At 45.8% G+C, this 22846-nt stretch carries 10 protein-coding genes; 1 reads left to right on the top strand and 9 read right to left on the bottom strand.

Going from position 1 to position 22846, the window contains the following annotated elements; all coding sequences use genetic code 11:
• Nucleotides 1-233: 233 nt before the first annotated feature.
• Complete coding sequence (locus D0C16_RS13930; RefSeq protein WP_062059178.1) at nucleotides 234-3272, top strand: ligand-binding sensor domain-containing diguanylate cyclase; 3039 nt, start codon at nucleotides 234-236, stop codon at nucleotides 3270-3272.
• Between the two features lie 113 nt (nucleotides 3273-3385).
• Here D0C16_RS13930 and D0C16_RS13925 read toward each other — a convergent pair whose 3' ends face one another.
• The 9 genes from D0C16_RS13925 to D0C16_RS13885 all read right to left on the bottom strand — a co-directional run bounded on the left by D0C16_RS13925 (nucleotide 3386) and on the right by D0C16_RS13885 (nucleotide 22538).
• Entirely contained in the window at nucleotides 3386-4870 is a 1485-nt protein-coding gene (locus tag D0C16_RS13925; RefSeq protein WP_062059181.1) for a hypothetical protein, read from the bottom strand.
• 86 nt (nucleotides 4871-4956) lie between these two features.
• Nucleotides 4957-6912, bottom strand: coding sequence for a methyl-accepting chemotaxis protein (locus D0C16_RS13920; protein ID WP_191968489.1), 1956 nt, complete (start codon nucleotides 6910-6912; stop codon nucleotides 4957-4959).
• An 83-nt stretch (nucleotides 6913-6995) separates the two neighbouring features.
• Complete coding sequence (locus D0C16_RS13915; protein ID WP_062059186.1) at nucleotides 6996-8228, bottom strand: ABC transporter substrate-binding protein; 1233 nt, start codon at nucleotides 8226-8228, stop codon at nucleotides 6996-6998.
• Nucleotides 8229-8314: 86 nt separating this feature from the next.
• Nucleotides 8315-9844 (bottom strand): tryptophan halogenase family protein, encoded by a 1530-nt coding sequence (locus D0C16_RS13910; protein ID WP_062059189.1) that lies wholly within the window; start codon nucleotides 9842-9844, stop codon nucleotides 8315-8317.
• A 90-nt stretch (nucleotides 9845-9934) separates the two neighbouring features.
• The gene (locus tag D0C16_RS13905) at nucleotides 9935-12994 is read right to left on the bottom strand and encodes a TonB-dependent receptor (RefSeq protein WP_062059192.1); all 3060 of its coding nucleotides are present in this window, start codon (nucleotides 12992-12994) and stop codon (nucleotides 9935-9937) included.
• A 411-nt stretch (nucleotides 12995-13405) separates the two neighbouring features.
• Entirely contained in the window at nucleotides 13406-16546 is a 3141-nt protein-coding gene (locus D0C16_RS13900; protein ID WP_062059194.1) for a TonB-dependent receptor, read from the bottom strand.
• 94 nt (nucleotides 16547-16640) lie between these two features.
• Nucleotides 16641-19901 (bottom strand): glycosyl hydrolase, encoded by a 3261-nt coding sequence (locus tag D0C16_RS13895; RefSeq protein WP_084617981.1) that lies wholly within the window; start codon nucleotides 19899-19901, stop codon nucleotides 16641-16643.
• 459 nt (nucleotides 19902-20360) lie between these two features.
• Nucleotides 20361-21089, bottom strand: a complete 729-nt coding sequence (locus D0C16_RS13890) for a carbohydrate-binding domain-containing protein (protein WP_062059199.1) — start codon at nucleotides 21087-21089, stop codon at nucleotides 20361-20363.
• A gap of 429 nt (nucleotides 21090-21518) precedes the next feature.
• Nucleotides 21519-22538, bottom strand: coding sequence for a LacI family DNA-binding transcriptional regulator (locus D0C16_RS13885; RefSeq protein ID WP_062059202.1), 1020 nt, complete (start codon nucleotides 22536-22538; stop codon nucleotides 21519-21521).
• Between the last annotated feature and the right edge of the window lie 308 nt (nucleotides 22539-22846).

Raw genomic sequence — 22846 nt, 5'->3', positions numbered from 1 at the left:
ATTACAAATTTTAGTGGGTGAGGCGAAATTAGAGGGGGGTGGGGTATGGCTACGGTGTCCTCCATGCGTTTCTGGGGGCGGAAAATAGACTCTTAGCTCTATGCTCATAGTGCTATGAACGACAAAGGTTTGTTCAAGGGGTTTCCTATTCTTTCTGCTACTCTTTTAATAGTTTAAAGCCCGACTTTGAGCCCCCTGACTACCGCTTTTAATTGATGCGCGAAGGCAATCGAGTGAAATCAATTCTTAAAAGATATGTGTGCAACCTCCTATCGATTTTTCTTCTTTCCGGTAGTGCGAATGGATTTTCAGAAACATCGATAATCGATTATCCCGAAATGCGGTTCACGACGCCCTTCGATAATCAAGATCGCGCCAGGCAGGAGCTAGGGGGAGTGAACGCGATAGTCCAAGACAAGTTAGGCTTCATTTGGATCGGTGGTGAAAACGGCTTGGCTCGTTACGACGGACGCACGCTGCTTTATTTCAAATCTGATTTGAGTGGTGATGGCTCTTTACCCTTAAACTATATATTTCAGATGGTAGTGGATTCAAAAAACACTTTATGGCTTGCAACCGAGGAGGGTCTGATTCGTTACGATATTGGCGTCAATCGTTTCGAGCGAGTAACAACTATCGGCTCATTTACTATTGATGTCGATTCAGTATCGGCCTTAGAAATTGATGCAAATGATCAGTTGTATGTAGGGACGGCAAGAGGTTTGTATGTAATTGATCCTTCCCAGCAACACATGCGTTTTTTCTTACCGCGCCCTCCTCTTACCATAGAGCCGAATATAGAACAGATTCGCGACATACTAATTGATGACAAAAAAAATGTTTGGTTAGCGACTGCCGGGATGGGGGTCGCTGTCTTAAATCCTAATACAGAAAAGTTTAACTACTTTTTGCATAATCCTCAGGATTCAGGATCACTTGGCCATAATAGTGTGCGCTCTGTGCTGCAAGATTCTCGCGGTAGAATTTGGTTTGGCACCTATGGTAATGGTGTTAGTAGGCTGGACGCAGGATCTGAGATTTTTCAGCGCTATGTCTACAATGCGGATGTGTCAGGCTCTATTGGCGGAAACATTATATGGGACATTAAAGAAGATGCTGCGGGAAATATATTGTTTGCGATAGACCAACGAGGGTTGGCAAGATTTGACGAGGAGTCCGAGCATTTTGTCCACTACCGACACCGTCCCTATGACTTAACGAGTCTGGTCTCTGACCAGCTTCGCGTTATTTATGAAGATAACAATAATGACCTTTGGTTCGGTGCATCACCTTCTGGTGTGAGTTTTTATAGTCGGAATACCAACAAATTTCGACATTTCATTACGCAGCCCTCCGATCCCTTCAGCCTTTCTAATAATTCCATCTTAAGAATTATTGAAGCTGCTGATGGCATGCTTTGGGTTGGAACTGAAGGTGGTTTAAACAGGCTGGATCCAGCGACTGGAAAGGTAACTCGATACTTAGCCAATCCTACCGATCCTGCTGCCTTGCGGGCCAATGCCGTTTTGGCGCTTGAGGAAGACAGTGATGGTCAAATATGGGTAGGAACTTGGGGTGGTGGATTGCACCGGTTAAACCCACACAGTGGCATATTTTCACGCTACTTTCCAAATCCAAGCGAGAGCGGGTCTATTAATAGTGAGTTTATCTGGGACATCACAAAAGATCGTAACGATAATATCTGGATTGCTACTGAGACCGGCGGTTTAAATCGATACGAAAAAAGCACTGATAGTTTCATTCATTATTATCATGATCCAAAAATAAAAGGTGGCATCACCGGCAACTTCATTTCATCCCTGATGGCTGATAGCAAGGGAAATTTGTGGCTTGGTGGCTATACAGGCGTTAACGTTTTCAATCTGAAAAATGAAACATTTACCCAGATTCCTTATGAAACTGGCTTTTCAAATTCCACCAATAGCAAGAATACCAAGGCATTCTTTGAGGATAGCAAGGGGAGAGTTTGGATCGGTACCCAGCATCGAGGTGTTAATATTTTTGATACTCGCTCGAAGGAGTTTCGATATTTAGACACAAGTGATGGGCTGCCATCTCAGAATGTCTCGGGAATATTGGAAGATGACAACCAAAACATATGGTTAGCAACGGGGAACGGGCTTGTAAAAATTGATTCACTCTCCGAGAAGATTACGATTTTCGGCCGCGAGGCCGAGTTGGCAGGTAGTAATTATAATCGTGAAGCACTTCTGAAGGATCGCAACGGAAGATTATATTTCGGAAGCTCGGAGGGTATTACAAGCTTTCATCCCGCCGAGCTGAGAAGCGATTCGGCTCCACCTCCAATCAGGTTGGTTAGTTTTCGAATCTTTAATAAGGAGGTCAATCTTGGCGAAAACTCACCGTTAAAAGTCCCTATTTTTATCGCTGATAAGATATCCCTGTCTTACAAAGACTCAATGTTTACTTTTGGATTTTCTGCGCTGGATTACCGCAACTCAAAAACAATTCACTATAGTTATAAGTTAGATGGTTTTGACCAAGACTGGATAGATGTTGGGCGCAATGCGAATGCGGTATACACAAATCTAGGGCCTGGAAAATATACTTTTCGAGTGCGTGCATCGAATGACGACGAGCATTGGTATACTGGGCAGTCACTTGAAGTGAGGATACAGGCTCCACCTTGGAGAACTTGGTGGGCATATGTTCTGTACGTGATCATCATTTTTTCAGCGCTTTACTATCGCCATAGCCACATTGTGCTGCGCGCAAATGCGCGAGCTTATCAAGCACAAGCTACCAAAGACGCGCTAACCGGTGTCTACAATCGATTTGGATTGGGGCAGATCGCTGAAGGTGTTTTTTCAAATTCAGAAACCAAGAGGGGGGTGGGGGTTGCTTTGTTTGATGTTGATCATTTCAAGCTAATAAATGATCGATGTGGGCACGATTCGGGTGATTATGTTTTGAAAAATGTTGCGAGAATTGCAAAGGATACCATCCGTCATAGTGACCACTTTGGACGGTGGGGTGGAGAAGAATTTGTTTTAATCTGTGTTGTCCGTGATCCCGAGGATGGGATGGAATTAATTGATAAGGTGCGTATTGCGATACGAGAATTTAATTTTGGATTGGATGGGATTGCAAAAGTAACGGTTAGTGCCGGCTTTGCGATGGTGTCAGAAGTTGACTCTTTTGAATCTGCTTTGAAACGAGCTGATACTGCAATGTATGAAGCTAAGAAGTCAGGGCGTGATCGTATCGTTCTTGCGAGTCCAAAAGAGTGAAAGCATTAGTGTGACCCATTTGGGTTTTGATATGTTTGTAGTGATTCTTCCCCTTTAAAGGGGAAGAAAATTGGTTCGTAATTAAATGTTTTGTTGATCGCCACTGCGTGATGCTAGCGAAGCAAAAACATCACCACATCGGAGGGTGCCGACTCTCCAGATTCATTAATGGCGATAACGCGATAATAATAAGTGCCTTTGCTGACACTATCCGTGTCGGAAAATAAAGTCATAGTGGAGGGGTCAAATCGGTTGATGCCGTCAGATATATTATCGCCAATAATTTTCCATGGTCCGTTGATAGTCGTTGAGCGTTCGATACGATAATAGCGACCGACTGCGGCTCCCATCCACCGAATATCTTTTTGATCCCTGATAGGGCGAAGTTTTGGGGGCAGAGGTTTCGGTAATGGAGCAACGTTTTTATCGCCGTTCATGTGAGCTATAGATTCTCGCACTAAATCAATTACTGCCGATTCTTGATTCGACTCTCCCTCCGGAAATCCAGGAATGTGATAGCTATAAGTTTTGTTATTAGCTGGTTCCAAGTGCCAATAAAAGCCACCGTCGTGGCGATGTCCGCGCAATCCCCAAATAAAAAAGCCAGCAGTTTTATGCCCTTGATAATCCTGTTTGATGGCGGCGTTAGCAATCGCTGAAAGTTGATCGATATCCAGCAATCCAAATTCACCAACTACATACACCTTGTTTCCTGCGATTTTTTGCAAGTCTTTGCTGACAGTGGCAGGGCTTAGGTTGCCCACATTCTCATAATAATGATTGGAAATGATATCGACGTTGGGGTCTTTTAGTGCAAAGTCATGGATTTGGGTGTAGTTGCCGTCCATCACCAGATGATTTTTATCAAGCGATTTAATATGCGCTGCAGTGCTTTGTAAAAACTCAGCCGTAGTATCTTTTAATTCATTACCGGTCTCCCACGCCATGATGGCTTTCTCATCGCGATACAATCGGCCGGTAATTGTGTTTTTGCGGTTGATAACTTGCTCAATAATACTTAAATAAGCGGCATAGGTTTTACTGTTTATGTTGTAAAAATCCTCTGGCGCTTCACCGTAGAATGCAGCAAGTTGTTCTCGCCCACCCCACCACGGCCAATGATCGATGAAAGGAAGTATCAGACGAACATTATATTTTTCAGCCAGTGCGATCATTCGATCATAATGCACCATCGCGGATTCGTTTAATTGTGGAGTAATTTTTCCCTTCAATGGTTTGGAAATATGTGTCTCCCTTTGGCAGTTTGGATCAAATTCTTGTTCTACGGATAAGACATAAGTGCGCATTACCTTGTGGCCGGTAAATGCTAATGATTGGAACCAATTTTCCTGTTCGTCAGCGGTTGGCCATTTAAAATATTGTCCCCAGCCGCGCGGATCTGCTTTGCATACTCCTTTGGCGTCATCCTCTATTCTGTGTAGTTCTGGGGCATGTATTCCAGCAAAGCGTAGGGCATTTTTTCCATCCATTAGTTGCGATCCATCACGCTTCACAAAGTAGTCAAATGCTTGACTGGAGGTGCTTAAGAAAAGTCCAGTTGCAAGTAGAAGTGATGATTGTAATTTAACGAATTCCATAGGATTTTACCTTCCAAATTTAAATAATCGGTAGTGATACTTTTTCTGTTGTTTCTGACAGAGTGGTATTTGAAATAACGCGAACGTCATGGCAGCACAAAATTTGCTGTTACTTGTTCTTGCTGATGCGCCATTTGCTTGAGCGCGTTACTGGACTCCTCTAGCTCTATGGCTTCGAGCTGCACGCTGTCTGCTATATCCGACATCCTGACCACTCCCCTTGCCAGTTCGGTGGCGACACTGCTCTGCTCACTGACCGCTTGGGCAATAGCGGCGGTCATATCCTTAATCTGGTCCAGACCATTGGCGATTACGGCAAGTGCTTCACTAGCTAAATCAGATTGCTCAACACATGAAGTGGCGACATGTTTATTGCGCTGCATTATGTCGGTCGCTTGTACTGCGCTACTTTGCAAATTGGCGATCATCTCGGTGATTTCAGCTGTGGAAGCTTGCGTTTGTGTGGCAAGAGTGCGTACTTCATCAGCCACCACGGCAAAACCACGCCCTTGTTCGCCCGCACGGGCGGCTTCAATCGCAGCATTCAGTGCAAGCAAATTAGTTTGTGAAGCGATACCGTTAATCACTGAAATAATTGAGCCAATACCATCGGAATTTTTACGTAAGCTATCCACCACTTGGGTAGCTGTGTTTAATTCGCTGTTCAGGCTCCCGATTAGGTCCTTATTTCGGTTGACGACTTGCTGCCCAGATTTTGTCGAAGAATAAATATCAAACACCACATCGTTCGTGTCGCGTGCATTATTTGCGACATGGCGCGCAGTCTGCTCCATTTCAGTCACAGCGGACGCGAGGTTTTCTGCCTGCGATTTTTGAAAATCAATTTGCTGCCTTGAATTGGAGCTAATTCGGCTGGAACTGTCTGCCATGTTCAATAAGCGCCCGCTTTGGTCTTTAAGATTGCGAATAATACAGGTGAGATTGCTTGCCAATTTGTCCAAAGAGAGGGATATTTCACCAAATTCACCTGAGTTAGATTTTTCATGGGAATCGCGCAAATCATTTTTCGCCAAAGCCTCCAGTCGCACTACTAACTGTTTAATTGGCTTACGTACTCCAGCAACGACTTTTGCTGCTACTGCAATACCGACAAGTAGAGATATGAAAAATACAATCCAGATTGTCATGCCTCCGCTAGATATAGCGGCCTTTGTGTGCGAGCTGGAATTATCTGAAACAGATTTTAAATGTTTGTTCAGTTCTGCTAGCTTGGCCATGCTCTTGTCCAATTCGGCGACTAATGCCTGTAAAAGTTTTCGGCTTTCTGCTTCCGAGACGAGTAATTGTTGTTGCTGATGCAAGACTCCGTTGTCAGCGGTAATGTGTTTTTGTAAAATTTCAACAGAAGTGCGCAATGGTTCGGCAACTTTCGGAAATCGTTCTTCCAAAACGAAATTTTTTCGGTCAATATTTTTCCAGAAATAATGTAGCTCTTTAGCGCGTTCTTCCAGTTCGACACTGGCATGAATAGAAGGTATTTTAGAAAGTAGTGCGGACGCCTCATTCGCATCCTGCTCTATAGATGCTAACAGCCATTGAGAGGGGATATCCGAATCGGACATATTAAAGCGGATGTCTTTCATTTCTGCGCTGAAATATTGCCATTTATCTTCAAATTGACGCAGTGCCTCGAATTCATTATTGCGTGCGTGTAGCATTTTTTCGTGAGCTTTTAGGTGTGCCCCTGCTTGGATAAAAGTAAATTCAGTTACTCGATTCAATTCCTCCAGTCGGTCTGCAATGTCAGGGAAATCTTTAGCGTAGTCTTCCGCAATACTATATTCTTTGCGATAACCTTGCTGAAATTCAGTAAATTTATTTTGCAAAACAGTAAGTCGATTCAACTCCTGTTCGGCTGCATGTTGGCTTACAGTTTGGGCTGCGCCCTGCAAATTCTGGGTGAGAAGTGCGCTAGATTGTAGTAAAGGAGTGACCACGCCAGAGGAGAGATCGATATTGCCTGATAAGTGTTTCTGGCTGGTAACGCTAAATGTGGCTACCACTAGTTGTAATGCCAGCAATACCGAAAAACCAAAAATAACCTGAGCGACAATGGATAATTTATTCATAATATATGCTGCAATTCAATGTTGAGTTCGATTTACTAAAAATTTTCTTTAGCTTGTCCCCAACGTTTGTTCCAATAAGCCATGCTACCGTCAAAGTCGGGGCTTAACAAAATATTGCGAATATAATTACCGCTCATGAAATCCATTCCTGCCTTATTGGTGAGTCGAATAAAATCATTGCTTTCAGGAGCTACTTGAATAATCTCGGGTTGATAGGCCATGTATTCCGCCAGCTGGGGCATATTGGACTTGCGCGATTTATCGGTGGGTATGAAGCCAGCTACGTCGGCAAAGTTGGATTTGGTAATCATGAATGCAATCCAGGCTTTGGCTGTATCGGGGTTTTTACTATAACGGCTTACCGCCATACCCCAATCAAAATTCAATATCGCTTTTGATTTTCCGCTATTGTCAAATGGAAAGGGAATAAAACCAATATCGTCGCTTCGCATGCCAGATTCAATCAATTGGGGAATTGCCCAATTTCCCAGAAAAAACAGGGCATTTTTACTGGCAATAAAATCACGTTTAGATTGTTCCCAATTATTCAATACAAAGTCTGCCTCACTGAAACCGGAAGAAAATAATATGTGAGCAATTTTTAATGATTGGTAGTAGGGCTTTCCGGGGGAGAAGGGGGCATTGTCATTAATCATGCTGGCAAAATAATTGCCATCGCCCGCTAACGCTAATGTAGCTTTGTCCCATTGTTGTAGTGGCCAAGCTGCGCCCACATTCAATGCAATTGCAACCTTACCTTGAGTTTTTAATGTGGTTGCAATGCGGATTAGTTCATCCAGTGTGGTAGGGGGCTCGCTAACGCCAGCAGCTTTTAACGCGCGTTTGTTGTAAATCAGTCCCTCGGCAATAACGCCTTGAGTGTACGCGTATTGTTTTTCGTTGAATTCCCAATTGTCAGGAAAATAAATTTTATCCTGCAGTTGTAAATCATTTAATGGTAAAAAATATTTAGCATACATTTGTTTTGGCATGTCGCGTGGCACCAACATCACATCACCATAGTTGCGCGCTTCAAACCGTTTTGGCATGGCCGCTTCGTAGTCAGGAATCCCCTCAACTCTTACTCGAGCCTGTGGATATAGTGATTGAAACTCTTTTATCCAGCGCGCATAACTGCCATTAGTTACTAGATCGACACGGTTGGAATAAAACGTGATATCGCCTGCAACAGCGGCGATAGTGGCGGGGCTGGATAGACTAAGCAATATACTCAGTAGGAAACTCCAGCGTAGATAAAAGTAGTTCATAATTATCTCCGTAAACAGAAGTTTATTGTTGTTATCCAACCTTGGAGGCAATAAGTCATTTTTTGTGAGTGATATTCGATAGTTATTTAAGTAGGGAGTTCGTGTTGAGCGGTCCTCCTTGTATTGGTTGCGTTTTCAGGATTTAAAAAATGTTGATGTGAGGGTAAATCACCAACCGCGCGTTGAATTGCCGAGCGCATGTCAGCTAACTCGCGGATGACGTGCTGCTTGTCAAAAAACGCCACTTTAGGGTGATGATGCGTTGGTAATAAATTAAAGCCGGAAAATAGAGATAACCAGGAACTGATTTGGAAAAAGTCCAGGTCATCGAAACGTAGGTTGGCGGTATAACGAAACTCTTCTATGCGTGCTTGCAGGCTTTCAGGTATTGTCATATTCTGGCATTCATTCCAGAAAGGTTCACCGGTACGTTGGTTAAGGTAATAGTGCAAAATAATAAAATCACGCAGGCGTTGGTTATGTTGTGCGAGTGTATGGTTGGCATGTTGTGCAATTGTCGCGCAATCTTGCGTTTGCGGAAAGTAAGTGAATAGCGTATTGATTGCTGTTTGGACCATATAAATACTAGTGGATTCCAGCGGTTCTAAAAAGCCACTGGCGAGCCCCAACGCAAACACATTGTGGTTCCAGATTTTGCGGCGCATACCTGTTGCAAAGTGAATCAGTTTTGGTTCGGCCAAACTTGTTCCGGTAATATTTTTTTGCAGCTCTGCTAATGCTTGTTCATCGCTAATCTGTTGACTGGAATACACATAGCCATTACCTACGCGATGTTGCAATGGGATTCGCCATTGCCAGCCTGCGCTGCAGGCAAGGGCACGTGTGTAAGAGGGAATCTGTTCATCTGAACTGGAGGGTAGCGCAATAGCGCGGTCGCAAGGCAACCATTGGTTCCAGTGTTCATAACCTGTGTGCAGGGTTTCTTCAATTAGCAATCCGCGAAAGCCTGAGCAATCAATAAAAAAATCGCCGCTAATAATTTCTCCACTTTCAAGCACTAATTCACTGATATTGCCTGTCGTTGCGTCGCGCGTTGCATGAGAAATTTGCGCTTCAATACGCGTTACTCCCTGCCGTTGTGAAAAGCGGCTTAGGTAGTTGGCAAATAAGCCTGCATCAAAGTGATAGGCATAATTAAAGCGAGCTATATCCAACGCATTTTCTTTAGGGCGGGCAAATTTATTGGAGCGCGCCAGTTGCGTTGCTAGCGAGTAATCATCAATCGGCCCTGCTTGTTGTTGTGTGCGTAAATTAGCCCAGTAGTGGTGGAAGGGTATACTCGCAATTTTTGCACCGAACATGGCAAAGGGATGAAAAAAAGATTCGTTCGGCTTATTCCAACCATCAAATTCAATACCCAATTTAAATGTGGCTTGGGTATTGAGCATAAATTCACGTTCATCAATTCCTAAATCCGATAAAAAAACTTTCATCGCTGGAACTGTGGCTTCACCTACGCCAATTGTTCCGATAGTGGCTGACTCCACCAAAGTAATGTTTAACGGTGTTCCGGCAAAACGTTTGGCAAAAAATGCAGCGGCCATCCATCCTGCTGTTCCTCCTCCCACTACTACCAATGATTGAATCGCACTCATATAAATATCTACCTCTTAAAACAGAACGAGCAAGTAAACCGGATGGGTGTTAAAAAAGGGGCGGAAAGCCGCCCCTAAAGGCTTCCACAATTAAAACTTGGCGTTCACACCCAAGGTAATGCGGCGTTCGTAAGCATGATATTCACTGCGGAAATTCGACCAGTGAATGTATTTGTACGAACCTTCTTCTGTCAGGTTTTGCACGTTCAGATTGATGTCCACAGACTCATTAATGTGATAAGTACTGGTGAGATCAACATAGAGCGATGTATCTTCCCAGCGATCCAATCCGCCGAGAATTTTTTTCTCGTTGTCGGTGCCTAAAGGATCAGTCGTCCAACTGGCTAATTGGCCGTCGTAACGATCATCCAGATAGTTGGCTGCAACGCGGAACTCAAAGCGATCATCGTTGTACCAAAGAACTAAGTTGGATTGGTTTTTGGCGGTGGCATTGAAGGGAACATCGTTGCCATCGGCCGCAAATTCCCAACCTTCTTTAACACTCGGTGAGTAGGTGTAGTTGAACGTCATGCCCGTGTTAGCTAGTAACCCTGGCAAGAAATCAAAGCTTTGTTGGTAAGAGAACTCAACACCTTCAACAGTCGCGTTTTTACCATTAACCAATTCCTGAATGGTTGCGCCATTGCGCACTATGCCGTCAGAGTCAGGCAGAGCAGCATGAGTACTCTTGGTATCTACAAAACCGCCGATATCCATGTAGAAGAAAGTCAAACCGAGCAATGCGTTATCGGTGGGGTAATATTCGCCAGCCAAGTTGTAGACTTTTGCACTCCATGGTTTGAGGTATGGATTGCCGCCGCGTTTTACTTCTTGAATGGCTTGATATTTTTCACCAGTGGTTTCATCCGTTTGGAAGCTGCTATAAGTGGTGCTTGAAGCTTCTCCAAAATTATTCAGCGACTGCAATGAGGTGCGCTCATCGTAAGATGCTTTGATTTTGTAGCTGTCGCCAAAAGAGATATTCAAATTAACACTTGGCAAAAAGTGTGAGTGACTCACATTCAGGAACTCATCACCTTTGTCTTCATAGAGTGTGTGGTTAGGGTCAGCACCGGCAAATACATCGGCTACCAGAGTGCCATCAGTAATGTTGCGCTCAACGGTGATGTCGGTAGTGATATGACGTACACCAGCGTTACCGCTCAGGCTAGTGGTGTCGGTCAGTTGATCTTCAAAATTGGCACTAATGTAGAAAGAGTCGCGCGTTTCCAATACACGGTAAGAGGCATCAGGACGTTGCTTGCGCACGTGGTCGGTATCGTAAAGGCCATCCATAAAACTTTTGTGATTGCCAATTTTGGATACATCAACCATCGGCAGACTCAGGTTGTAGTTTTTCACTACATCACCCATGTCATCTACCATGTGCAAATACTTTGCAACATAGGCTTCATCCAGATTTACGCCGCGGACAGGTTCAATATCCAGATTGTCTACGGTGTCGTAAACACCAGGGCTGACCTCAACCAAATAATTTGCAAATTTTCCGCCAGTAGTGACATTAGGTACGTAACCAGCCTCGTGATATTTCACCAGCATATTGTGAGGGGTCATGCTGCCCGGCTCGTAAGCGACCAAGCCGGTATCCATGAAGTAGTGGTAAGTATTGCGTGACATATCGCGGTCGGCGCGACGAAAACCAAAATCGATAGAGGTAATACCTTCGTCGGCTAATTTGTAATTGCCATCAATACGTAATACATCCAGATTGGATTCGTGAGTTTCACCTTCCAGCCACGCAGAATGGAAATACCAAGATTCTTTTTGCGCGAGGCGATCGGCAAATGTAGGATCAAAATTGACGCTGACAGAATCATCACCCGCAAGGAAAGTCACTGGGTAATAATCTTCAATCCAGCCTGGATTCACCACGCGTTTATCGCCATCTACGTTGTAAACCAAACCATCGTTACCGCCAGGGGATGCAGCGCTTTGTGCTAAATCCAAATTACTTTGCTCGCGATGCGCGCGCGAAGAAACCAATTTGGCGCTACCGGTAAATGCACCACCGTTATTAAATTTCAATTCAACACTGTTGTTGAATGCGGATGTATCAACGTAATCAGAATCCACACCGGCGCGCAGGCCGCCGTACATGTTGGCGCTAAAACCGGTTGCATAAGAGTTGGTGTACAAACCTGTATCGCCAGTGGAGTGCAAACCGTGCAACTGAGTGAAGTTGCCACGGTTCCAGTTCAGGCCTTCAGAGCTGACATTCAAAATATTGCCAGAGGCTTTTTCATCCATGCTGTTGTAGAACATGTCAACATTCAGCTCTAACGCATCGCTCAATTGTGAGTTGATGTTGTAGGTCAAACCCAAGCGCTCGCGTTCAGCGATACGGTTATAGAGTTGCGGGCCGTTCCACGCCATCATGATCAGCGAGTCAGTATTTTTCTGTCCGTCACCATCCAGATCGCAATCGCAACCCCAAGTTTCTGCAGTACGGTCTTCGGCTGCACGGGTATAAACCGAATTGTCAGAGAGTGTTTGGTCGGCGTAAGAAAATCCCAATGACATTGCGGTATGGTCATTCCAGTTAAAACCAATCAAGCCGCTTAATTCAGGATCTGTTTCTTCAGTGATGCTGCCGTTACTTGCCTGAGCGCGCACAGAACCGCTAAAACCTTCATCCAGTGTGAGTGAGCGGCGAGTCAATAAATCGATGCTACCGCCGATGCCACCTTCCAATTGTTTTGCACTGGAGGATTTGGATACGTTAGCCCCGCTGATCAGTGCCGATGGAACATCGGTGTAGTTTGCTTGGTTGTTCAAAATATTTTCGGCAGTCAAAAACAACTCGCCGTTTAAGGTAGACAGTACCTCGCGTGAGCCACGGATACTGACCAATCCACCCTGACCGGCAGAGCGTGAAATCTGGATACCGGTAACACGTTGCAACGAGTCAGAAATGGTAGAGTCGGGCAGCTTGCCGATATCTTCTGATGAAATGGAATCCACCACTTCTGCAGAGTTGCGCTTAATATCAATGGCTTTTTCCTGTGCGCTGCGCACACCGGAAACCAATACTTCTTCCACTACATCGTTTTGCGCCTGAGCGCCGGTTGCAATAATTGCCGAGATCAAACTGGGCAACAGTTTGGTTGAGAAACTGTTGAAGTGTTTCATGAGTATTTCTCCTTTGTGATTGTTATCAATAGGGCGGCTGCTGGCAGGCATTCCTGCACAAGTTAGCGCTTAGTTATCTTATGTGTAATCGATTACACTTTAAATAAGTGTAGAGAAAATTTTTACTGAAAACATCATGGTTAAATTGACAGCAATTATGCATTTTCTATTATTGTCCATTTAAATCATATGCTTATGATTAGATTTGCTAGGTGGGTCAATGTTGCTGCTTTCTACAAAATTACTATTACTGAGTGTAACCGTATACATTTTTTGTTACTTCTGGTGACGAGATGTCGTGCTGGAGGCGTTGAGGTGGGATCAATGGAGGGTGCTATTGAGTACAGGCACTGGTTAAAATTTCAGATGTTGAAAGTTTAACGCAGCACTTGCACTCAGTAGTTCAAGACATTAGTACTTCACTTGCAAACTCAAGCTGGTGCGGCGTTCGTTGTAGAACGATGCATCAACGTTGGATTCCCATTGGTTGTAGTACTCTTGATGCTCTTGCGTCAGGTTGGTGACTTGCAGCGCTACCGTCATGTTTTCAATGAATTCATAACTGATAGATGCATCCACATAGTTGGTCGGTTTTTGAAAATAGGCGAATTGATAATCGCCCTGCAATGTGCGACCGAGATACATTTTGCTGCGATAGTTATGAGCAATGCGCGCTTGAATGCCATCTTGTTCGTACCAAAGTGCGAAGTTTGATTGATATTCAGAGTTGTTAATGCCCGGCATGGTTTCGCCGTAGTAATCTTGGTCTGAACCTTCACTTGGTGAGTAAGTGAAGTTGGCATCCACACCAAAACCGCTCCAGAAGCCGGGCAAGAAATCCAGCGATTGTTTGTAGCCAAATTCCACACCGTGTGTAGCATCGCCTTTTTCATCAGAGCTGATAATAGAGTCGATGGGTACTACACCAGTGAATTGACCGGTTTCAGGGTTGTAACCGCGCACTTGACCATCATCGTCCGCAATGTCCGAACGATAAATACGTGTATTTTCTATTTGCGTTAAACCTTGAACCCAAAACATGCCCAAGCTCACCATGCTACTGTCATTCAGATACCACTCATAACTCAGCTCGGCGTTGTATTGCAAATTAGGCAGCAATGCAGGGTTACCAATTTGCGACCCCGAGTTAGCACAGGCAACCGGACCACCATTCGGACGAGTGATATTGCACGAGTTGGTGCGGTTAACATTGAGCCCTCCACCCAGTGAATCTGTGTCATGGGTGCCGATGGTTTTGGTGAAGGCAAAGCGCAATACCTGCTCATCAGTTAAGTCCATGGACAAGTTAACCGCAGGCAGCAGCTCGTCGTAACTGTTGATCGTGGTAATCGATTCACCTACCGATGCCACCATACCTGGGCCAAGCAAATAGGATTCACCGTTGATCACAGTGGATGCCGCAGAGCCGGCAACACTTTGAGTGATGGTGTATTCAGTATCGATGTAACGCAAACCCAGATTACCGCGCAGCGCTTTACCAAAAACTTCAGTTTCCAAATTGCCTTGAAGGTAGAAGGATGTGGTTTGATCTTGCAGGTCATACACGTTGGCCGCATCGGCAACCAGCATATGCGGGCCGTACATTTTTTCATGCCATGCAATAGGATTATCCATTGCTTTTGGATCGATGAAATACACAGTGCCCAAACCGGTGGTGCCATAAAAATCGCTAATGCCTTTAATCATTCCCAGTTCGTTTAATTCAGTGAATGAAATCGGGTCAATATAGGATTCACCTGTAACTGGTGCGGGCGATACTGTGTCTTTCCAGCGCGCTACAAAGGCATCGCCGTATTCGTTGGTTCTTAATACGCCGCCGATCCAACCATTTTTTTCAACGTTGCGTTCGCTGTAGCGTGCACCTACATCAATCGATGTGAAGGTGTTCAGTAACGGCGAGTCAAAGGCGTAACTGGTATCCAAACGGAGTACATCCATATCGGCATTGGAATAGGTGCCGGTCAGGTTGGATGATTTGGCGCTGTAGCGATCCAAATTGCTGCCAAAGGTTTCATTGACGGTGCTAGTTGTGCCATCCGCATTGGTGATGGGCAAATTGCTGCTGGGCAGAGTCCAATGTTGTTTGCCACCGGAGTAGGCGATATGGATTGGGACTTGAATCGCTGTTCCATCTACCTCAGTGCCGTTGGGCAGCAGGGCATTAAAGCTGCCATAGCCCCAAGGGTTAGCCCAAGATTCATCACCATTCGCGGGGCGATATTTGTCATTGATTTGCGAGCCGTCGGTCAGCGTGGAATCCACAGTGCTGTTTGCCGAATCATCCACCGCTTCACCGTGCAACCAACGCAATTTACCAGTTAATGGGCCGCCGTTATCGAATGATAATTCCAGATTGGTGTTAGTCGATTCTTTGTCGGTTGCCGTGGTTTGGTTTTGGGTTTTGGCCAAGCGCGTTTGCCACAATGCCGACGACATAGTGTAAAGATTGCCGGGCAGGGTAATGGCTTCGCCGTTGCGATGAATAATATTATCGTAAGCCTCGGTTGCGCCTTCATCCGGATTAGCCCAGCCGATAATGCTTTGCCAGGATTGCTCAGCCACAAACGCCTGCATGTAAATATGCTCATCCAACTTGGTGTAAAAAACATCGCCTGTCAGCTGGAAGGCATCGTTAATTTGATATTGCATAGAACCGTTGATGCCGGTTCTTTCGCGATCAATAAAACGGTTGGCAGCTTGATGACCTTCAAAGGTGTAGTACACATCGTTGCTGTCGCCATCGCCATTCACGTCAACATTGTTGGCGACATAACCGGTTTCTTCACTGGCAAGGTTGCGCCAGCCTGACCAGCGGCCAGCGTTACCGCCTTGTGAACCATTCCAATAATCGGCGAGGTAAGAAGTGCCGTAAGAAAGGTTCAACGACGCACCAAATTTATCGTCGTTGTTGTAACCAAAAAAACCGGAGTAGGAGCCATCGGTTTCCTCACCTAAAGCCCCTTGAATAGCTTCTACTTTACCCACAGCAGTAAAACCGTCTTCCAATAAAAACGGGCGATTGGTTTTCAGGTTAATGGTACCTGCTAAGCCACTCACTACATTTTTGGCTTCTGCCGATTTAAATACTTCAATGCCTGACACCATCGTCGAGGGAATATCGGCAAAGTTGGGCGATACGGTGGTGATAGAGCCTGCCGCCAACATTTGCTCGCCATTGAGCGTAGTGGTGACATTGGAGTTACCGCGAATGTTTACGCCAGTACCTTCGCCGCCAGTACGCGTAATTTGAATGCCAGGTACGCGTTGCAATGAGTCAGCGATAGTCGCATCGGGTAATTTACCGATATCGGTTGCGGTAATCGCATCAACCACCGAGCTGGCATTGCGCTTGGTATCGATAGATTGCATGACGGAGTTGCGTATTCCGAGTACAACCACTTCTTCAACGTTGTTTGGTGAATTTTCTTGTACTGCGTCCTGCGCGAGTACAATACCAGCGGGGTACAGGGTTGCGAGTGCAACCCCTACGGACAGAAGATTGTTTTTAAATAAATGTTTTGGGAAAGACATAATTCGTTCCTGTTTTAAATTCGTTTACCTGGGAGCCTGAATTAACCTGATGGGTAGCGCTCCGCGGAGCGCTACCAATTTGTCAGTTGTTTAGTTATTCAAAGCTAACGTCATCGATGTAGTAACTTGATTCTGTCGCACTGTTGACTGGCCCCATAAAGCGCACACCAAAGCCACTCAATTCGCCGCCCATAGTGGAAATATCCAGCGTCAGGTCAGCACTGCCATTGACCAGTGCAACCGCACCACCATCTTTCCAGGCGTAGTCTTTATCCTTAGCGAACAATTGCACTTGTGTGGTGTTGCCTGTGTTAGCGGCATGCACAGAAATTTTTAGCGTGGTGACATCACCTAATAACACTCCGCCAGTTGGATAAATTTGCAGAATGATATTGTCGTCACCGTTTTGTAGTTGCGTGGTTCCAGCAAGAGCAAGTCCGCCTGATTTGCTCCACTCACTTGCCAAATGGATTCCCGCTTCTGGCGACCAGTTTTTCTGGAATTCCCACTTGCCTGTGCCCTCAAAATCGTAAACCACCTCATTATCTAATTTGACGGTATCGATATAGAAACCAGCAGCAGTGCTGGTGATATCAAAGCCTTCAAATTGCACGCCAAGACCTTGCAATGTAGTAAGTGCAGAAACATCAATTTGCAGTGTGGCATTACCGGTTGCAGAGACTGCACCGGAATCCAACCACTCCCAGTTATCGCCATGTTTCACAAATAATTTGGCAGTGGTACCCGCACCGGCATTGGCAGAGTGAGCAACCAAAGTGAGGGTTTGTTTGCTGGACACATCAATTCCACCGGTAGGGTAGGCTTGCAGTATCACGCTGTTGGGCGCATTTTCTTTGGTTAAATCTTTAATTAAACCTAAAGATCGGCTGCCCGTGTTTTTCCAATTGCCTGAGAGGGTCGCGCCTGCAGTTGCAGCCCAGTTCACTTGGCCTTCCCACGGAGAAATTGCCGGTTCAAAGTCATAGAGCACTGCATCGTCCAGCATGACTTTATCGATCGCAAACGTAGCCATGGTGCTGGTTGGGTCAAAACCTTCGAACTGCACGCCAATACCCTGAAGCTTTTCCAGTGCAGATACATCAATCGTCAAGATTACATCGCCTGCGGTAGACACCGCGCCTGAATCAACCCAAGCCCAATCATCGCCGTGTTTTACAAACAATTTTGCGGTGGTGTTAGTACCAGCGTTGGCCGAGTGGGCGACCAGTGTGAGTGTTTGTTTGTCAGCGACATCAATACCGCCAGGAGGATAGGCTTGCAGTACAACACTGCCAGGTGCATTCACTGTGCTCAGGTTTTTGGTCACCGATAATGCATGCCCACCTTGGGCGGCCCAACCGCTGGACGCCATTGCACCAGGCACATCACCCCAATTGATTTGTGCGCCCCAACCAGAAACAGAAAGTTCAAAACCATCGTACAAACCAGCTTCTACTTTCGCGCGGCCACCGGGAACATCATCCAGATTCAATGTGCCTTCAAATTCATAGCTGGCTTTTACCTCAGCGGCGTCGGCATTTTGCGGCCCGTATTCGCTGCTACCTTCAGAACTCCAAGTTACAAAGTAAGCCCACCATGCATTTTGTTGTTGCATTAAGGCGATATCAGGAACTGTTCCGGTTTCAGTGAGTGCAATTAATTTTTTGCCATCAAAACGATCTTTCAATGTGGTGAATTGTGTTTTGAATGGATTGCCTGCGTTTTTGCCATCGTAGCCGTCATAGCCCACGATATCGACGTAAGCATCGCCCGGATACCAATCGGCACTCAGTGAGCCTGCGGCGGTATAAACCCAAATCAAATTATTAAGTTGATGCACTTCAGTAAAACGTTGATACATCAATTGCCACAACGCTTTCAATGATGCCGCATCAGATGCGCCCCACCAGAACCAACCGCCTTCTGCTTCGTGAAGTGGACGCCACAACAAGGGAATATCAGCATCTGCAAATTTTTTCAATTCAGCAGCGATATCATCCATATCAGAAATCAATGCTTGATAATCAGCGCTGTTTTGATCAGCCAAAGCATTTTTTAAATTGAAGTTGGTGGCGGTGGTGTAGAAACCGGAGTACCAAGCAGTGCTACCGCTACCGCTGCAGTTGGAATCTTTTAATTGGGTCGGTGAGTTCCAGTGCCAAAGTGGAGAGAGAATCACATTTTTGGTGTTGTGCTCGCTGATCATGTCTTCGCTGAGGAAGCCGGGTTCTGCTCCACAGTTAATACGTGAGCTGGAGTAATCCATCAAATCAAAAGCAACAATTGCAGGTGATTGTCCGCCAGTCATTTCAGTCACTTTGTTAAAATCACGCAGACCGGTTTTATTGCCCAGATCGTTGTAATCCATATATTCAGTTTGGCCGCTCAGTGTTTTTGCACCGTAGCTGCTAACCAAAAATGTCATTACGTCTTTAGTGGCTGCTGTTGCGTTTGCATTTACCAGTGTCGGTGCAACGGCTAAAGGTTTGGTCGGTTGTGGGGCGGGAATTAATAAAATGCTGTCGATGCGGTAGTAGTTCCAGCCACCGCCAATTTCGATGCTGTTGTCGCCTTCATTAATTTTAATGACATCAACACGCGCATTGTTCCAGCTGCTGGTAGCAAGAAATTGCACGCTGGCATCAACACCATTGGTTTTCACTACGGCTTCTTTTCCACCGTAAGATGCAGGAATGGCATATCGTACAAACAACGTGTAAAAACCAGCGCCAATCGTTTTGTCGCCAACCGTGCTACCAGAAGGGATTTGATAAATGACTTTGGCACCGGGGGTGATATCGGCAGTGTGAGAACCTACAGCACCGGTGATGTAATTGGAACCATTGTTCACCAGTGTTGCGCCGCCAACCAGCGTTGAGAACGCCGTATCTTCCGCTTCAAGAGTGATAATGACAGCAGGGTCATACACCAGAATTTCAATCTCATCGACCAGCGGGTTGCCGCTCGCGTCGTTAATAATGTTGTCGGCACTGTCGCGTGCCGAAATGCGGAATTTAAAGGTTTCCAATCCATCTACATCGGGTGAGGGAAAGGTCAGGTTGGGGGTAGTCCAATCGCTAACACCGGTAATAGGTGTACCGCCAATTTGTTCCCACCTTACGGCTTGGGTTGTAACAGTACCTACCAAGCGGCCAGACAAGGTAATGGTTTGGCCTTTCTCATATTCGGCATTGTCCCCTGCGATGACGCCCAGCGGTCGAGTTTCGGGAACGTAAGTCACGTCGTCATTATTGATTTTTGATCCGTTTCCACCTCCGCAGGCGGGAAGCAGTCCGAGACATAGCGATGTGAATAACAGTAGATTCACTCGCGCTAGGGTTTTTACTATGAGCATTGGTCACCTCAATTGTTTATATGGTTATAGATATTTGGATTTCTTCCTTGGGCGTGCGAAAGCAAAGAATGACTAGTGACTGAAGGTATTGTCATTAGTGGGACGTTGAATGGGTAATAACACAGCCCGTAAACATTTCATGTGTAATCGATTACATTTTAAAATGTGGCCGAGAATTTTTTTTTGATTTTTTTTGCCAGTCTCAAGTGGGCAAGGTGGCACCGATAAATATTATTATTAATTATCAATGGTTTATATCCTTATTCTGATGATGGTTCCTTATGTAGTAATTCGGAGACATGGTGTTTCTCTATGTAACCGGTTACTTTTTGTTACTGATTGTTACGCAGATTTCAAAAGGCGGACAATCAGTATCTCCAGTATTGTGCCGTTCGGAAGCGAAAACCGCCTTTTGTAACAACAAAAAGCGGCGTTTTTAACTGATCCGAAATTTGAAAACTAAATCGCTGGGATATCTACCCAAAAGCGGATGTCGTCCGTTTCATGACCGCTTAAGTTGTTGTAAGTCCACTCGTAACCGATTTTGAAGTTATTGATGTCTTGCGTATTGGGGTTGCTCAAACCTGTAGAGCCATTGCGGTGGCCGGCAAACCAGCTATCGCCAAAGTAACTGCGACAAGTGTTGTACACAGTCACGTCCAAACTGCGGTCATTGTTCATCGCGGCGGATACTGAATAATCATTCGCGCCCAGACCTCTCCATGCAGAGTAGCACTGGCGCATCATGCCCCAGTTCTGCTTGGTGGCACCGGCGTTAAAGGCATCACCGGATTTACCATCGCCATAGGTGTAGTTGGTGTCCATCATTTCGGTTTCCATCATTGCAGAGGCTAGGAACCGGCGGTCAGCGCCAGCGTTTTTGTAGGCCACTTTATTGGCTCCCAGGCCGGATACGGTATAGCAACCGCAACTCATACCGCTTGGGCAGGACAGGCTAGTTGGGCAGCTTCCGCTAGTGCTGGTAGTGCCTGATGAGCTGGAGCTTGCCACTGTGCTGGGACACGAGTTGTAACCCACACAGCTTTGGTTGTTCTCCCAGCCCCAGCCGGTTGCTTGGGAAGTGCAGAGTGCATAGGTGGTGCCATACCAATCGCATTGCGCGGCTTGGGATGAAAAGGTGACGCAGCTTAGAAAAACGAATGAGATAAAAGCGAATAACTTTTTCATAGAAATCACTCCAGATTAGCGTCGTTATTAATGGCGCGCTAGGGTACTCACGGGCATTCATTTCCCAGGGAAAGATGAGTTAGCGCGCAGGATGATGAGATAGAAACAAATCGCTGTTGTGATGACTTACTTTTATTGTTGTGTTTCAGCCCGTGGGCTGCGCGAGGTTGCTTTTTGGGGCAAGCCAAGGGAATGCTGGCATAAATTGTAACCGATTACAACAAAACCTAATCTACAATATTAAGTAATAAGCTGAAATTACGGGGTTTAGGCAATTAAGTATTTAAAGAAGTACTTGAATTATGTATACGGTTACATTAATCTTTTTTTGAGTTGTGGTTTTTATCGGGTGATAATGGCGTCACTTGTTGGATTCCACCTCTAGAACGTAGTTATCGTGTTGTTTAGCTCCGCTTTGCGGAGCTTTTTTTAGGTGGCGCCTGTTTTCTTCGGTGCTGGCCCGGTGCTTTTGCGGATAATAAATTCCGTCGGCAGTACGCATTCGCGCTGGCTTAGGGGTTCGCCGTTGATGACTTTTAACAGCATGTCCATCGCCATCTTGCCCATTTCTTCAGCTGGTTGCGAAATCGTGGTCAGGCTTGGGTCGGAATACTTGGCGTAGGCGATATCGTCAAAGCCGGTGACTGAAATATCTTCCGGAATACGAATACCTTGATTTTTCAACGTCTGCATCGCGCCAATTGCCATTTCATCGTTCATCGAAAAAATTGCGGTAGGGCGCACTTTCATATTGCAGAACTGGAAGGCGGCGTTGAGGCCGGACCACATGGTGAAATCGCCTTCGGCAATCAAATCTTTTTCAAAGGGGATGCCCGCCTCCGCAATCGCTTCTTTATATCCCTCCAGACGGTCAATGGCGTGGGGGTTATCTTTTAGGCCGGAAATAACACCGATGCGTTTGTGCCCGAGCGAAATCAAATAATTCACCATGGTTTTGGCGGCGGCGCGGTTATCGATACGGATTGCCGGGCCGGTAGTGTATTCGCAGCCGCAGGCATTCACGCAGGGGATGTCCGGCGGGATATTGTTCTGACTTTTTTCCAAACTGGGGCGCAGCTGCACTATGCCGTCGGCAAGGCGGGTTTCTACGCGGCGGATGTAATCCATTTCGAGTTCGGGGTCGCCGCGGGTATCGCCCAGCAGTACTGCATAACCCTTTTGTTGCGCGCGGTCTTCCAGCGCACGAATAAAGAGTGAATAGAAGGGGTTGACTATATCTGGCACGAGTACCATCACGGTCACTACTTCATAGCTGCGGGTTGAGCGAAAGTTTCGCGCAAGCATATTTGGGTGATAGCCAATCTGTGAAATGGCGTTGTGAACTTTGTTAAGACTTATAGTTGAAACCATTTCTGGGTTGCTCAAAGCGCGTGACACGGTGGCGATTGAAACACCAGCCAAACGAGCGACATCGCGAATATCCGACATAGAAAACGACCTTTATAAGGTGACGCAAGAGCAGGCGAAGATTACGTTTGATAAGAAATTTGCATGTTTTCTGAAAATCTACTTCGCCCCCTCATCGGGAGACTAGCAAAAGCTAATGTAATCGGTTACATTTGTGAAGTGGTTTTCATAAGATTGTCACGAAATTTTGTTTCGTTGGCGCTCGATTTCATCTGCAGTGTGATCAAAATCTCAATCACTATGGCTGTCGCAGCGCCACTGACCTACTTGATGAATCTGGAAAGCTATTTCACCAACCCTATGCGATGGTGCTGAAAGGCACGGGCGGC

Origin of the sequence: Cellvibrio sp. KY-GH-1 (assembly GCF_008806975.1) — a bacterium.
GTDB lineage: Bacteria > Pseudomonadota > Gammaproteobacteria > Pseudomonadales > Cellvibrionaceae > Cellvibrio.
This window is presented reverse-complemented; position numbering and strand designations above follow the sequence as displayed.

Excerpts from the sequence above, each read along its gene's own strand:
- D0C16_RS13895 (WP_084617981.1), bottom strand. The coding sequence starts at position 19,901 with ATGCTCATAGTAAAAACCCTAGCGCGAGTGAATCTACTGTTATTCACA.
- D0C16_RS13905 (WP_062059192.1), bottom strand. The coding sequence starts at position 12,994 with ATGAAACACTTCAACAGTTTCTCAACCAAACTGTTGCCCAGTTTGATC.
- D0C16_RS13910 (WP_062059189.1), bottom strand. The coding sequence starts at position 9,844 with ATGAGTGCGATTCAATCATTGGTAGTAGTGGGAGGAGGAACAGCAGGA.
- D0C16_RS13915 (WP_062059186.1), bottom strand. The coding sequence starts at position 8,228 with ATGAACTACTTTTATCTACGCTGGAGTTTCCTACTGAGTATATTGCTT.
- D0C16_RS13885 (WP_062059202.1), bottom strand. The coding sequence starts at position 22,538 with ATGTCGGATATTCGCGATGTCGCTCGTTTGGCTGGTGTTTCAATCGCC.
- D0C16_RS13925 (WP_062059181.1), bottom strand. The coding sequence starts at position 4,870 with ATGGAATTCGTTAAATTACAATCATCACTTCTACTTGCAACTGGACTT.
- D0C16_RS13900 (WP_062059194.1), bottom strand. The coding sequence starts at position 16,546 with ATGTCTTTCCCAAAACATTTATTTAAAAACAATCTTCTGTCCGTAGGG.
- D0C16_RS13890 (WP_062059199.1), bottom strand. The coding sequence starts at position 21,089 with ATGAAAAAGTTATTCGCTTTTATCTCATTCGTTTTTCTAAGCTGCGTC.